This is a genomic window from Nocardioides sp., assembly GCF_025965415.1.
Classification (GTDB): Bacteria; Actinomycetota; Actinomycetes; order Propionibacteriales; family Nocardioidaceae; genus Nocardioides.
Map to the genome: position 1 here is coordinate 1 of NZ_JAOPWY010000011.1, position 13644 is coordinate 13644.

General features: G+C 72.8%; 13 protein-coding genes. 5 read left to right on the plus strand and 8 right to left on the minus strand.

From position 1 onward, the window contains the following. Window positions 1-700 (minus strand): DUF4192 family protein (locus tag JWN97_RS01115; RefSeq protein ID WP_297616882.1); only part of this gene is annotated, 700 nt, incomplete at its 3' end. 114 nt (window positions 701-814) lie between these two features. Between JWN97_RS01115 and JWN97_RS01120 the strand changes: the two genes are divergently transcribed. Beyond that, entirely contained in the window at window positions 815-2116 is a 1302-nt protein-coding gene (locus tag JWN97_RS01120) for a DNA polymerase IV (protein ID WP_297616884.1), read from the plus strand. A 665-nt stretch (window positions 2117-2781) separates the two neighbouring features. Beyond that, window positions 2782-3744: a sigma-70 family RNA polymerase sigma factor gene (locus JWN97_RS01125; protein ID WP_297616887.1), complete on the plus strand. Its 963-nt coding sequence runs from the start codon at window positions 2782-2784 to the stop codon at window positions 3742-3744. 115 nt (window positions 3745-3859) lie between these two features. Here JWN97_RS01125 and JWN97_RS01130 read toward each other — a convergent pair whose 3' ends face one another. Genes JWN97_RS01130 through JWN97_RS01140 form a run of 3 tightly spaced genes read right to left on the minus strand, consistent with a single transcriptional unit; the run spans window position 3860 to window position 6253 of the window. After that, window positions 3860-5164: a glycoside hydrolase family 3 N-terminal domain-containing protein gene (locus JWN97_RS01130; protein WP_297616890.1), complete on the minus strand. Its 1305-nt coding sequence runs from the start codon at window positions 5162-5164 to the stop codon at window positions 3860-3862. Window positions 5165-5204: 40 nt separating this feature from the next. Beyond that, window positions 5205-5801, minus strand: coding sequence for a dephospho-CoA kinase (coaE, locus tag JWN97_RS01135; protein WP_297616893.1), 597 nt, complete (start codon window positions 5799-5801; stop codon window positions 5205-5207). Then, window positions 5798-6253: a MarR family transcriptional regulator gene (locus JWN97_RS01140; protein WP_297616896.1), complete on the minus strand. Its 456-nt coding sequence runs from the start codon at window positions 6251-6253 to the stop codon at window positions 5798-5800. The genes coaE and JWN97_RS01140 overlap by 4 nt, the downstream gene beginning before the upstream one ends. An 84-nt stretch (window positions 6254-6337) precedes the next feature. Between JWN97_RS01140 and JWN97_RS01145 the strand changes: the two genes are divergently transcribed. Beyond that, window positions 6338-8170, plus strand: a complete 1833-nt coding sequence (locus JWN97_RS01145) for an ABC transporter ATP-binding protein (protein WP_297616899.1) — start codon at window positions 6338-6340, stop codon at window positions 8168-8170. A gap of 1 nt (window position 8171) precedes the next feature. Here JWN97_RS01145 and JWN97_RS01150 read toward each other — a convergent pair whose 3' ends face one another. Together JWN97_RS01150 and JWN97_RS01155 are read right to left on the minus strand one after the other, a co-directional pair. Further along, a complete protein-coding gene (locus tag JWN97_RS01150) occupies window positions 8172-9449 on the minus strand; it encodes an aminotransferase class I/II-fold pyridoxal phosphate-dependent enzyme (protein ID WP_297616902.1) in 1278 nt (425 codons plus the stop codon). Window positions 9450-9480: 31 nt separating this feature from the next. Further along, window positions 9481-10431 carry a helix-turn-helix domain-containing protein gene (locus tag JWN97_RS01155; protein ID WP_297616905.1) on the minus strand — a complete coding sequence of 317 codons (951 nt, stop codon included), beginning with the start codon at window positions 10429-10431 and terminating at the stop codon, window positions 9481-9483. A 93-nt stretch (window positions 10432-10524) separates the two neighbouring features. Here JWN97_RS01155 and JWN97_RS01160 point away from each other — a divergent pair, with 93 nt between their 5' ends. Then, complete coding sequence (locus JWN97_RS01160) at window positions 10525-10683, plus strand: hypothetical protein (protein ID WP_297616908.1); 159 nt, start codon at window positions 10525-10527, stop codon at window positions 10681-10683. Between the two features lie 36 nt (window positions 10684-10719). After that, window positions 10720-11997: an AMP-binding protein gene (locus JWN97_RS01165; RefSeq protein WP_297616911.1), complete on the plus strand. Its 1278-nt coding sequence runs from the start codon at window positions 10720-10722 to the stop codon at window positions 11995-11997. Window positions 11998-12092: 95 nt separating this feature from the next. Here JWN97_RS01165 and JWN97_RS01170 read toward each other — a convergent pair whose 3' ends face one another. Further along, a complete protein-coding gene (locus JWN97_RS01170) occupies window positions 12093-12938 on the minus strand; it encodes a patatin-like phospholipase family protein (protein WP_297616914.1) in 846 nt (281 codons plus the stop codon). A 124-nt stretch (window positions 12939-13062) separates the two neighbouring features. Next, window positions 13063-13644: S1 RNA-binding domain-containing protein (locus tag JWN97_RS01175; RefSeq protein ID WP_297616917.1), on the minus strand; the 582-nt coding region annotated here is incomplete at its 5' end.

A 13644-nucleotide genomic window follows, 5' to 3' on the forward strand; every position in this document is an offset into this window, starting at 1 on the left:
CCTCGTCACGGCGGTCCCCGGAGGTGACCGAGACGGCGACCGCCGCGAGCTCGGCGCCCGAGAAGGTGGTGCCCTGGCCCACGTGACGGGCCGTCAGCGCCTGCAGCGCGCCCGCCGGCAGCGGCCGCGCATCACCGAGCTCGGCCTCGACGCGCCGGGCCGCGGCCCCGTCGGGCGCGATGGTCGCGCGGAGCGCCTCACGGCTGGCGTGGGTGACACGGCCGTCGTAGACGCCCTGGGCGGTGAACCGGTGCTCGGCGAGGGTGAACGGGACGCCCCGGTAGGCCGCGAGCGGGGCGCCGGGAAGGACGGCGTACCAGTGGTCGTCGTGGACGCGCAGCACCTCGCGCACCCGGATGCCGGCAGCGGTGAACTCCTCGTGGACCGCCCACGCGGCCTCGTCGGCCACGGTCGTGTCGTCGTCGTAGACGACCACGACGACCTCGCGGAGATCGTGGCGCCGGGCAGGACGCAGCAGGGCCTCCACCACGTCGTCCACGTCGTCGGGATCGGGAGGCAGGTCGACGCGGGCGTGCAGGCCGCCGCGGGCACCGGCACCGATGCTGACCATCACCACCGATCGCTCGGGGACGAAGCCGAGGGCGAGCGGCACGAAGGCGGCGATGTCCTCGGGGGTGCGCGCCGCGAGGCGGGTCGCAGTGGCTGGGGTGGAAGGCGGGACGCGGTCTGTGGGATCCATGAGGACGACGTTTCCCGCGGCCACCGACCATCGGCGCCCCTGCCGTCCGGACCCTGTGGAGGAAGCCCTGCGGGGCATGCCTGTGGACGGTTGGTGGGCTGCGACAATGCGCTGATGCGCTCCACCGCGTCGATCCTCCACCTGGACCTGGACGCCTTCTTCGCCGCCGTGGAGCAGCGCGACAAGCCATCGCTGCGTGGCAAGCCGGTCATCGTCGGCGGCACGGGCGGCCGCGGCGTGGTCGCCACGGCGTCGTACGAGGCACGCCGCTACGGCGTCGGGTCGGCGATGTCCGGACGGGAGGCGCGCGCCCGGTGCCCGCACGCGGCGTTCCTGAGCGGCCGCTTCCACGCCTACCGCGAGACCAGCACCCGCGTCATGCAGGTGCTGCGCGACCTCTCGCCGCTGGTCGAGCCGCTCTCCCTCGACGAGGCCTTCGTCGACCTGGCGGCGGCCGACCTGCCCGACCTCGAGGTCGCCACGGTCACCGAGGCGGGCGAGCGGCTGCGCCAGCGGGTGCACGAGGTCACCGGCGGCCTGACCGCCACGGTCGGCATCGCCTCCTCGAAGTTCCTCGCCAAGGTCGCCAGCGAGCTCGACAAGCCCGACGGGATGACGGTGGTGCCGCCCGGCACCGAGCTCGACCTGCTGCGTCCGATGAAGGTCACCGTCATCCCCGGCGTCGGTCCGGCCACCGCCGAACGCCTGCGCCGCGCCGGGATCCACACGATCGCCGAGCTGGAGGCCGTCGACGAGGACGAGCTCGTCCGCCTGCTCGGCCAGGCGCAGGGACACGGCCTGTGGCAGCTGGCCCGGGCCCAGGACTCGCGACCGGTCCTGGCCGAGCGGGAGACCAAGTCGATCAGCGTGGAGGGCACCTACGACGCAGACCTCAACGACCGCAAGCTGATGGAGGGGCTGCTGACCCGGCAGGCCAAGGACGTCGGCACCCGGATGCGCAAGAACGGGTTCTCGGGGCGCACGGTCTCCATCAAGGTGCGCCTGCACGACTTCACCACGCTGAGCCGGTCGAGCACGCTGTCCAGCCCCACCGACGACGGGGGCACCATCGCCCGGGTGGCGCGGTCGCTGCTGGGCGACCTCGACACGACGGGCGGCGTGCGCCTGCTCGGGGTCGGCGTCTCGGGCCTGGCCGACTGGGTGCAGGAGGACCTCTTCGGCGAGACGGCCGAAGAGAAGGAGGCGGAGGTGGTGCTGCCCGAGCCGCCGCGGCGTACGTGGCCGCCCGGCGCCGACGTCGTGCACGACGAGATGGGCCCCGGGTGGGTGTGGGGGTCGGGCTCGGGTGTGGTGACCGTCCGCTTCGAGACCGCCGACACCCCGCCGGGTCCTGTGCGCAGCTACCGGGCCGACGACCCGGCGCTGCACCGGGTCGAACCGCCCGTCGAGACCTGAGCTGCGCCCCGGGTGAGGCACGTCCCGCGCTCGGCGGATGGACGCGTGTTCGCCCGGGGTTCACCCGCGTCCGGTTGCGCGCCGGGGAGCGACGAGGGCACCCTCGAGGGGAAGAGGCGAGGGGCTCCCGATGGTATGAGCATCAGGAGCCCCTCGGTGTGACCGGGATGGTGACGTCCGGTCGACCGCGCCGGCGTCCCGGCCCCCGCAGTCCCCGTCACCGGGCCTGCGCGGCGAGCAAGCTCGCCGGGTGGGCAGTTCAGCCGATTCGATCCCCGACTCCGCAGAGCGGCTTCGGTAGGGAGAGTTCTATGCCCGCCCGGACGCGCGCCGCAAGGGGCTGCGACGACAAACTTCCGATCCCGCAGGGTTGCCCACAGAAGTTCCTCCGTGCTCCACAGGAAGGGTCCCTGCCCTCCACAGGACGGGGGTCGGGCTGGGGAGGACCGGCAGGAGGCCACGGCCGCGCCGCGGCGCATGTTCCGCGCTCGGGGGGGAACCCCTGAGAAGTCCCTGAGAGTTCGCCGATCGTGCAACTCCCGGGGTCACTGACTCGTCAAGGCAGATGAAGGCACCGAGAAATCCGTTCGGGAATCCCGCTACGGACACAGGCGTTGATCAGATGTGCGACACAGGGGTGACCGCACGAGGAGCAGGAGGACGAGATGAGCACTGCACAGGCCAAGCGCACCACCACGACTCGTGAGATCGAGGGCCGCGACAGCGTGGGCCTCTACCTGGACGAGATCGCTCGCACCCCGCTCCTCGATGCCGAGACCGAGGTCGAGCTCTCCAAGACCATCGAGGCCGGCCTGCTGGCCCAGCACCTCCTCGACACCGGCCGCATCGGCCGCCGCAAGGGCGGCGCCCCGATGACGGCCAACGAGGAGGAGCTCGAGTGGCTCGCCGAGCAGGGCCGCCTTGCGGTAGACCGCTTCATCGAGGCCAACCTCCGGCTGGTCGTCTCGATCGCCCGCAAGTACGGCCGCTCGCAGATGCCCATGCTCGACCTGATCCAGGAGGGCAACACCGGCCTGATCCGCGCGGTCGAGAAGTTCGACTACACCAAGGGCTACAAGTTCTCGACGTACGCCACCTGGTGGGTGCGTCAGGCGATCACGCGTGGCATCGCGCAGCAGGCCCGCGTCGTCCGGCTCCCCGTCCACGTGGTCGAGGAGCTCAACCAGGTCGGCAGCGCCCGACGCACCCTCGAGCGCCAGCTCGGCCGCGACCCGGAGCCGCACGAGATCGCCACCGAGCTCGGCATGGACATCGACCGTGTCCTCGACCTGATGAGCTGGGGCCGCGACCACGTGTCGCTGGACACCCCGGTGGACGAGGACGGCGACACCTCGCTGGGTGACCTGATGGCCCAGGAGACCGCACCGGGTCCGGACCTCAACGTGCTGGACGCCGAGGCGCGCCAGCGCCTCGAGGACCTGGTCGGCATCCTCGACGACCGGTCCGCCGACATCGTCCGGGCCCGCTACGGCCTGGCCGACGGCCGCCAGCACAAGCTCGCCGACATCGGTGCCCGCCACGGCATCTCCGCTGAGCGGGTCCGCCAGCTCGAGCGGGAGGCGCTGCAAAAGCTCCGCCGCGCCGGCGACCCCGACCTCGCGGCCTGACGGCTCGCGCCTGGCTGCGTTCTAGGCGCTCGAAGGCCCGCTCCGCTTCAAGGCCGTCGTCGCGCCTCCGCCTTGTCAGGCACGCGCCCTCAGACCGCGAACTACCTGACGGTTCTCAGTACGCCGCGGACAGCAGGTCCGCACTCGCGGCCTGTGCTCGCTCGACGATGTCGACGGGCACAGGCCGTCGTGCTGCCAGCCGGGCCTGCCACATCTGCAGCGCGACCACCCGGGCGGCGGCCTCCTCGACCCGCTCGCGGGAGACGTCGCCCGCGTTGATCGCGTCGACCACGATCTGGTGGGTGGCCTCGGTGTCGACGGGCATCAGCAGCAGGTCGGCGCCGGCCTCGAGCGCCTGGAGCGCGGGCGTGGGACGACCACCGACGGCGCCCATCCCGAGGGAGTCGGTGATCGTGACGCCCTCGAAGCCCAGGTCGTCGCGCAGCAGCGCGTAGACCTCCGGGGCCATGCTCGCGGGCACGTCCGGGGCGATCGAGGTGAGGTCGAGGTGGCTCATCATCACGGCCGGGGCCCGGTGGCGGATCGCGGACTCGAACGGCGGCAGGTCGTGCGCCTCGATCTCGGCCAGCGTCGAGTCCACGACGGGGAGGGTGTCATGGCTGTCGGTCGTGGCGGTGCCGTGGCCAGGGAAGTGCTTGACGGTGGAGACGATCCCGGCGTCGTCGTAGCCCTTGATGGCCGCGCCGATCGCCTGGGACGCCACGGCCGGGTCCTCCGACGCCGAGCGGGCGCCGATGGTCGGGTCGGCGGCGCCGATGGTGACGTCGGCGACGGGCGCGAACACCCAGGTGAACCCCAGGCCGCGCAGCTCGAGGCCGGTCGTCAGGGCGGCCGCCCGGGTGACCCGTCGCCCGAGCCGGGGGTCCGCCTGGACCGCGAGCCCGGCGGACTGGAAGTGCGGGAAGTCGGTCGCGATGCCCCGCAGGTGGCTGACGTAGCCGCCTTCCTGGTCCACGCCGATCACGGGCGGGAAGTCACGGCCGTCGTCCTCGGCGGCCTGGGCGAGGGCCGACGTCATCGCGAGCACCTGCGCCTCGTCGACCACGTTGTCGCCGGTCACCGAGACTCCCGCGAGGTGCAGCTCGCGCACCATCCGCGCCGGCTCCTCGGGGTCCGTGCCGTGGAACCGCCCGACGATCACGCCACCGGCCAGCTGGTCGGGGGTCCAGGTGCTGACCAGCTCCTGGGCCTCCTCGATCTCACCGAGGGTCGGCCCCCAGGACGACGGCGTGTCCGGGTCCTCGGGAGTCTCGGTCGCCGTGGGGGTGATCGGGGTCGGGCTGCTGGACGACGAGGTCGTCGCGGCGGTGTCGCCCGGCCCGGGTCCCATTGACGCGCAGCCGCTCACGAGCAGGACGCCTGCCGCGATCACGGTCAGGCGGGGTCGGATCGGGAGCACGCCGGGAGGCTACCCGCCGCGCCCGGCCAACCGGGAAACGTCAGGCGCGGTCGGCCAGCGCGGCGTAGACCCGCTCGACCTGCTCGCGCAGCCCCGCCAGCGTGCCCGTGTTGTCGATGACGTACGTCGCGATCGCCAGCCGGTCCTCGCGCGTGGCCTGGGCGCCGATCCGCGCCGCGGCGTCGTCGCTCGTCCAGCCCCGGTCCTGCACCATCCGGGACAGCTGGAGCTCCGCCGGGGCGTCGACGACGACCACGGCGTCGAAGGAGCCGGCCCGCCCACCCTCGGCGAGCAACGGGATGTCGTGCACCACGACGGCGTCCGGCGGGGCCTCCGCCTCCAGCTGCGCGCCCCGCCGGTGGACGAGCGGGTGGATGATCTCCTCGAGCCGCTTGCGGGCTGCCGGGTCGGAGAACACCACGGCGCCCATCGCCGGGCGGTCCAGGTCGCCCTCGGGCGTGAGGATCCCGGGGCCGAACTCCGCCACGACTGCGTCGAGTCCCGGTGTCCCCCGAGCCACGACCTCCCGGGCGAGCACGTCGGCGTCGATCACCACGGCACCGAGTTCGGCCAGGATGGCCGACACCGTGCTCTTGCCCGAGGCGATGCCTCCGGTCAGCCCGACCCGAACGGTCACTGGTCCTCCCCCACGACGACGGCCACGATCTCGTGGAGCGTACGACGCTGGGCGGGTGTCAGCACGTCGAGGACCCGCTCGGAGGCCTCACGGCGCACGTCCTCGATCCGTGCGACGAGGTCGCGGCCGTCGTCGGTGAGCGTGAGCGTGGTCGCGCGCCGGTCGGTGGGGTCGGCGGCCCGCCGGATCCACCCGCGCTCCTCCAGCGCGTCGGCGACCTCGGTCGCGGAGCGGGGGGCGATCCGCAGCTCGTCGGCCAGCACCGAGGGCCGCATCCCGTCGGCACGGGACGACAGCACCTTCAACGCCCGGGACTGCGACGGCGTCACGTGCCACTGCCCCAGCGCCTCGGCGTACGACCGGCGCACCCGTCGCGCGAGCGCCATGACCAGGTCGCCGGTGTCCGGCTCGCGCGCGGGGTGCGCGGGGTGGTGGTGCCGGTGCTCGGTCACGGGAATATCTCCGGTCTGCGTCGGGTTGCTACCTCATAGTGAGGTTACCTCACTTTATCCGCACTCCCGAGAGGAGCTGGTCGCATGGATGACCACTCACCGTCTCCCTCGCGCCGCTCCCGCAGCGGCCGCCCCGACCCCGCGGACCTGCGGCAGCTGTCGGACTCCCCCGTGTCCCTGCGGCGCATCGCCCGCCTCTTCGCTCCCCACCGGGGCGTCCTGGCGGTCGTCGTCGCCCTCATCGTGCTGAGCTCGGCCGTGTCGCTGGCCCAGCCGTTCCTCGTCCGGCACATCATCGACGTCGCGCTGCCCCGCCAGGACGTACGCCTCCTGGTGCTGTGCGTGGCGGCCATGCTCGGCGTCGCCGTCGCGAGCGCCGTCATCGGCGTCGTGCAGACCTGGCTCTCCACCGCGGTCGGCCAGCGCGTCATGCACCGCCTGCGCAGCGATCTCTTCGCCCACCTCCAGCGCCAGTCGCTCGGCTTCTTCACCCGCACCCGCGGTGGCGAGGTGCAGTCGCGCCTGGTCAACGACATCGGCAGCATGCAGGGCGTCGTCACCCAGACCGCCACCGCGATCGCCGCCAACCTCACCGTCGTGGTCGGCACCGCGGTCGCCATGGTCGCCCTCAGCTGGCGCCTCGCCCTGCTCTCCCTCGTCGTCCTCCCGCCCGCCGTGCTGCTCACCCGCCAGGTGGCGCGCATGCGGCACCGGGTCACCGCCGAGCGCCAGCAGCGGCTCGCGGACCTGCACGTGCAGATCGAGGAGGGCCTGTCGGTGAGCGGCGTCATGCTCACCAAGACCCTCGGCGCCTCACCCCGCCTGACCGCACGGTTCGAGGAGACCTCGGCCGACCTCGTCGGCCTGGAGATCCGCTCGCGGCTCGCCGGACGCTGGCGGATGGCGACCATGAACATCGTCTTCGCCGCCGTCCCCGCCGCGATCTACCTCGCCGCCGGCCTCCCCGCGACCTCGGGCGGCATGACCATCGGCACCCTGGTCGCCTTCATCGCCCTGCAGGGCACCCTCTTCCGGCCGCTGATGGCACTGCTCAACGTCGGCGTCGACATCACCTCGTCGATGGCGCTCTTCAGCCGCATCTTCGAGTACGCCGACCTGCCGGTCGAGATCGCCGAGCCGGTGCAGCCGACCGTCCTCGCCCGCGCGCACGCACCCGGCGAGGTCCGCTTCGAGGGCGTCGGCTTCGCCTACGACCCGGACCGGCCCGTGCTGGGCGACATCGACCTGCGCGTCCCGGCCGGCAGCACGCTGGCCCTGGTGGGCGAGACCGGCAGCGGCAAGTCGACGCTCGCCTCGCTCGTCCCCCGCCTCCACGACGTGACCACCGGCCGCGTGACGATCGACGGCGTCGACGTGCGCGACCTGGGCCTCACCGACCTGGCCGGCCTGGTCGGCGTGGTCACCCAGGAGACCTACCTGATGCACGCGAGCGTGCGCGACAACCTGCGCCACGCCCGCCCCGACGCCACCGACGACCAGATCGAGCAGGCCTGCCGACAGGCCCGCATCCACGACCTCCTGAGCTCGTTGCCCGAGGGCTACGACACCGTCGTCGGCTCGCGGGGCCACCGGTTCTCCGGCGGCGAGCAGCAGCGGCTGGCGATCGCCCGGACCCTCCTGCGCGACCCCGCCGTGCTGGTGCTCGACGAGGCCACGAGTGCGTTGGACAACGAGACCGAGAGGGCGATCCTGGCCACGCTCGAGGACGTGACCCGCACGCGCACCACGATCACCATCGCGCACCGGCTCTCCACGGTCCGCAACGCCGACCAGATCGCCGTGCTGCACCAGGGGCGGGTCGCCGAGCTCGGCACCCACGAGGAGCTGCTCCTGCTCGGCGGACGCTACGCCGACCTCGTGCGCGGCGGGCTGGTCGCCGAGCCCCTCGCCGCCTGAGTCAAGCCGTCGCCTGCTCGAGAGCCGCAAGCAGCACGCAGGTCGCCACGCCCTCCATCGCCTCGGTCACCTCGGCGAGCGGCGGCATGGTGGGCGCGAGCCGGATGTTGGTGTCGTCCGGGTCCTGCTTGTAGGGGAACGACGACCCGGCCGGGGTCAGCGCGATGCCGGCCTCCTTGGCCAGCGCGACGACGCGCGAGGCCGTCCCGGGAACGACGTCGAGGTTGACGAAGTAGCCACCGGTCGGGGTGTTCCACGTAGCGACCCCGCGACCGCCGAGCCGCTCGATGAGCACGCGGTCGACCTCGGCGAACTTGGGCGCGATGATCGCGCGGTGCTTGGCCATGTGGTCGCGCACGCCCTGCGGGGAGCCGAAGAACTCGGCGTGGCGCAGGTGGTTGACCTTGTCGGGTCCGATCGACCCGTTGCCGAGGTGGCCGAGGTACCACGCGACGTTGGCCGTCGAGGCCGCCAGGAAGGCCACACCCGCGCCGGCGTAGGTGATCTTCGAGGTCGAGGCGAACATGACCGGGCGGTGCGGGTGCCCCGCCGCCGAGGCCAGGGTGAGGATGTCGGCGCTCTTGGCCTCCTCCTCGGTGAGGTGGTGCAGCGCGTAGGCGTTGTCCCAGAAGATCTTGAAGTCGGGGGCGGCGGTCGGCATCGCGGCCAGCCGCGCGGCGACGTCCTGGCTCACGATCGACCCCGACGGGTTGGCGTACGTCGGCACGATCCAGATGCCCTTGACGCTCGGGTCGTCGGCCACGAGCGCGGCCACGGCGTCGACGTCGGGTCCGTCGTCGTGCATCGGCACGGTCACCATCTCGATGCCGAGGCTCTCGAGCAGCGTGAAGTGCCGGTCGTAGCCCGGGACGGGGCACACGAACCGGACCTTCTCCTCCTGGCCCCACGGCCGCTCGGAGTCCACGCCGCCGAAGAGCATCAGGTAGACGAGGGTGTCGCGCATCATGGTCAGGCTCGAGTTGCCACCCGCCACGACCTGCTCGGGCTCCACCCACAGCAGCTCGGCGAACATCTCGCGCAGCTCGCGCAGCCCCTGCAGGCCGCCGTAGTTGCGGACGTCGACGCCGTCGGCGTCCACCGTCTTCGTCGGCAGCCGGAGCAGGTCGTCGGCGAGGTCGAGCTGCTGGGTCGACGGCTTGCCACGCGTCAGGTCGAGCGTCAACCCCTTTGCCCCGAGGTCGGCGTACGCCGCTCGCTGCTCCTCGAGCAGCGCGGCGAGGTCGTCGGCGGACAGGTCGGCCAGCGGGGTCGCGTTCACGTGGCCAAGGCTACCGAGGGTCGACGTGAGCTCAGGCAGGCGTCCGGAAGGTGCGCCGGTACTCCTGGGGGCTGACCCCGCGCGAGCGCCCGAAGTGGTGGCGCAGCGTGGCGGCGTTGCCGAAGCCCACCTCGCCGGCGACCCAGTCGATCGAGTGGTCGGTCTGCTCGAGCAGCTCCTCGGCGGCCCGCACCCGCTCGCCCAGGATCCAGGAGTACGGCGTCGTGCCGGTCTCCTCCTTGAAGCGGCGCGCGAAGGTCCGCGCGGACATGTGCATGTGGCGCGCCAGCGTCTCCACGTCGAGGTCCTCGGCCAGGTTGGCCCCGATCCACGCCAGCAACGGCGACAGCGCCTCGGACTCGCAGACCGGCACGGCGCGGGCGATGAACTGGGCCTGTCCCCCGTCGCGGTGCGGCGGCACGACCATCCGGCGGGCAGCAGTGGCCGCGACCTTCGCCCCGAAGTGCTGGCGCATCACGTGGAGCGCGGCGTCGAGGCCGGCCGCCGAGCCGGCCCCGGTGACGATCGACCCGTCCTGGACGTAGAGGACGTTGCCGTCGATCGACGCCTCCGGGTAGCGCGCGGCCAGGTCGTCGACGTGGCGCCAGTGCGTGGTGGCCCGGCGGCCGTCGAGCAGCCCGGCCTCACCGATCATGAAGGCGGCCGTGCAGTGGGCGAAGACGGTCGCGCCGCGCGCGTGGGCGGACCGGACCAGCTCGACGACCTCGGGCGAGGGATCGAGGTGACCGCGCTTGGGGATCAGGCAGATGAGGTCGGCATCGGCGGCGTCGTCCAGCGAGTGGTCGACGTGCAGGTCGTAGCCGGTGGCACCGACGACGCGGCCCGGACGGGGTGTCGCCACGATGAAGTCGAAGACCGGGTTGTCGTCGTCGGGGTGGTAGGGCTCGCCCCACACCTCGCACATCGAGCCCAGCCCGAACGGCTCGGCCCCGTCCTGCACCACGGCGGCGACCTTCTTCATGCGCCCAGACTGCCGCACCATTGGCAGTAACTCAACCCATACTGGCATTCCTGCCACTGGTGGCTGGAAGTCAATGGCCGGAGACTTACTGCCATGACCACCATCTTCTTCCTCCTGATCCTGACCGCCGCCACCTCGCTCCTGGTCTCCTACGCCCGCCGCGACCGATTCGCCGGCCCCGCCTCCTCCAGCCACCCCTTCGACGAGCTCGGCTCGATCGAGGAGCGGCGCCACCTCGTCCCCCGGGGCTGACCGCGCGGCCGGGCGCCCGCCCGGCACAATGCCCGCATGGCCGACGACGAGCTCACTCCCCACCTGGGTGCGGGATCCCGGGTGGCCCTGCTGGTCCCCGGCTCGGCGTCGTACGTCGACCTGGTGCTGGCACTGCTCGCCGACGGGGTCTTCCCGGTGCCGCTCGACCCGGCGCTGACCCCGGCCGAGTGCCGGCGGATCCTCAAGCCCATCGCGCCCGACCTCGTGGTCACGGAGGCCGACCGGGTCGAGGAGCTGCTCCGGCTGCGCCCCGGCCGGTCGAGGTCGCTCCCCCGCGGCCGGCCGATCCACTGCACCAGCGGCACCACCGGCACACCGAAGGGCGTGTGGTCCGGCCTCCTCGCCGAGGCCGACGCGGCTGCCCTCGTCGCCGAGGAGCGCGACCTCTGGGGCTTCGGTGAGCACGACGTCAACCTCGTGCTCAGTCCGCTGCACCACTCCGCCCCGCTGCGCTTCGCGATGGGCACCCTGCTCGCGGGCGGGCGCATCGTCGTGCCGGGACGGTTCGACCCCGCCCGCACCACCGCGGCGATCGTGGCGGAGCGCCCCACCACGATGTTCTGCGTCCCGACCCACCTCCAGCGGCTCTTCGCCCACTGGGACGAGGTCGGGGTCCCCGACCTCGCCTCGTTCCGGCTGGTCGCCCACGCCGGAGCGCCCTGTCCCCCGGCCGTCAAGCGCCGCCTGGTCGAGCTCTTCCCCGCGGGCTCGACCTGGGAGTTCTACGGCTCGACCGAGGGCCAGTTCACCGCGTGCCGCTCCGAGGAGTGGCTCGAGCGCCCCGGCACCGTCGGGCGGGCCCGGCCGGGACGCACGCTCTCCACCGACGAGGACGACCGGATCTGGTGCGCGGTGCCGCCGCACGCCCGGTTCACCTACCTCGGCGCCCCGGAGCAGACCGCCGCGGCCTGGCGCGACACCGCAGCCGGACCCGCCTTCACGGTCGGCGACGCCGGACGGATCGACCTCGACGGCTACGTCCACCTCGACGGGCGGCGTACGGACCTGATCATCTCCGGTGGCGTCAACGTCTACCCCATGGAGGTGGAGAACGCCCTACGCGAGGTGCCCGGGGTCGACGACGTGGCCGTCTTCGGTGTCCGCGACGAGCAGTGGGGCCAGCGGGTGTGCGCCGCCGTGGTCGGGGCGGCGGCTCCGGACGTCCTGGCGGCCCACGCGCGGCAGGTCCTCGCCCCGGCCAAGCGACCCAAGGACTACGTGTCGGTCACCGAGCTTCCGATGACGCCCACCGGGAAGGTCCGCCGCGACGAGCTCGCCCACCTGCTGACCTGACGCTTCTGCACGCGCCGCACCCGCCGAGCTGACGCTTCTGCACGCGCGCGGTGCGCACGAGCGTCAGCTCGGCGGGGGTCCGGTGCGCACGAGCGTCAGCTCGGCTCCCACACATGACGCATCTCGTCGGCCAGGCCCCGCGACTGGCGGAGGCCCGCCTCGGCGGCCACCTTGCGCTTGGCGGGATCGAGGAGGTTGCGCCCGAACGCGGCGACGGCCTCGGGGTCCGGCGTGACGACCGACCACTCGCGGGGCGCGATGCGCTCGAGCTGGGCCCGGATCGACGTCCTCCTGCTCAGCGCCCTCGGGAGCGGAGCCAGTACGACGACCCGCTCGGCGCCACGCACCACGTCGACGTTGGCCGTGGACCGCATCCCGCCGTCCATGTAGGTCCGCCCGGCGATCTCGACCGGCGGCCACACGGTGGGAACGGCGCAGCTCGCTGCCACTGCGGCGACGAGGTCGACGCCGGACTCGCGGGTGAAGACGGTGAACTCGCCGCTCGTCGTGTCGACCGCCGTCACCCGCAGGTCACGGTCCGGCCAGTCGTGCACCGGCAGGCGGGATCGGATCACGCCCTCACGGTCGACGGTGCCGGGACCGTGGGACGCGCTCGCGACGCGACCCACCCGGGCCAGCTTGGTGCGGCCGCTGCCGGGCAGCAGGTACGGCGGCAGGAGCTTGAGCGCGGCGATCCGGGAGAGCCGACCGCCCAGCTCGGCGTCGGGCGGCTGCAGCTGGGCGGCGTAGAGGTCGGCGAGCGGGATGCCGTTGGTCACCTGGGCACCCACGACGGAGCCGGCCGACGTGCCGACGACGACGTCGGCATCGGTGAGGTCGACCCCCGCGTCCGCCAGGCCCGCCAGGATGCCGAGCTCCCACGCGATGCCGGTGATGCCCCCGCCGCCGAGGACCAGTGCGGTGCTGCCGCGATCTGCCATGCGCACGTTCTACCCGACGGGCCCCAGACCCGACGCGGACGCGAGGGTGCCCGGACGCGACGATGGCCCGCCGGGTGTCCCCGGCGGGCCATCGTGCAGTGCGTCAGATCAGGGGGTCAGCCGATCAGGCCTGGCCACCCGTGAGCTTCTCGCGAAGCGCCTGCAGCGCCTCGTCGGAGGCGAGCGAACCGCCGGTGTCGCCACCGGTCTCGTCGTCCGCCGCCACGTCGCCGCCCGAGGAGTAGGACGTGGCCTCGCCGGCCTCGGCCTCCGCGACCTTGGCGTCGGCCTGCTGCTTGACGTGCTGCTCCCAGCGGGCGTGCGCCTTGGCGTACTGGTCCTCCCAGACCGAACGCTGGTCGTCGAAGCCCTCGAGCCACTCGCCCGTCTCGGGGTCGAAGCCCTCGGGGTAGACGTAGTTGCCCTGCTCGTCGTAGGTGGCGGTCATGCCGTAGAGCGTGGGGTCGAACTCCTCCACGTCGGCGGCGGCAGCCGTCTCGTTGGCCTGCTTGAGCGACAGCGAGATCCGGCGACGCTCGAGGTCGATGTCGATGATCTTGACCATGACGTCGTCGTTGACCTGGACGACCTGCTCGGGGATCTCGACGTGACGCTCGGCGAGCTCGGAGATGTGCACCAGGCCCTCGATGCCCTCCTCGACACGGACGAACGAACCGAAGGGCACCAGCTTGGTGACCTTGCCCGG